Below are 799 nucleotides of genomic sequence, written 5' to 3'. Positions count from 1 at the left end.
GACACGTTCACTGTCACGGTGAGCGATGGCCATGGCGGCACGACGACGAGCACGGTGACGGTCACGGTCGATCCGGTGAATGACGCACCGACGGTGCCCAACTACAACCAGACCACGAACGAGGACACGCCCGTCAACGGCAAGGTCATCGGCAGCGACGTCGACGGTGACGCGTTGACCTACACCAAGGGCAGCAATCCTTCGAACGGCGCTGTCACGGTCAATCCCGATGGCACGTACGTCTACACGCCGAACCCGAACTTCAACGGCACCGACACGTTCACTGTCACGGTGAGCGATGGCCATGGCGGCACGACGACGAGCACGGTGACGGTCACGGTCGATCCGGTCAACGATGCACCGACGGCTCCCAACTACAACCAGACCACGGACGAAGACACACCCGTCAGCGGGAAAGTGGTCGGCAGCGACGTCGATGGCGACACGTTGACGTACACCAAGGGCAGCGATCCAGCGCACGGCACGGTCACGGTCAACGCTGATGGCACGTACACCTACACCCCGGGTGCGAACTTCAATGGCACCGACAGCTTCACCGTGACGGTGAGCGACGGGCACGGCGGCACGACGACGAGCACCGTGAACGTCACGATCGACCCGGTGAACGATGCACCCACGGCGCCCGACTACACCAAGACCACGAACGAAGACACGCCGGTCAGCGGCAGCGTGGTCGGTAGCGACGTCGATGGCGACACTCTGACGTACACCAAGGGCAGCGATCCATCGCACGGCACGGTCACCGTCAACGCCGACGGCACCTACACGTACACGCCCA

General features: G+C 63.6%; 1 protein-coding gene. It reads left to right on the top strand.

The window, feature by feature from the left end:
• A partial coding sequence (locus AC07Q9_RS16470) for a tandem-95 repeat protein (RefSeq protein WP_495310754.1) occupies positions 1–799 on the top strand: 799 nt, incomplete at both ends.

The sequence above is a fragment of the Variovorax sp. GW821-FHT09A10 genome, from assembly GCF_059418385.1.
This window is presented reverse-complemented; position numbering and strand designations above follow the sequence as displayed.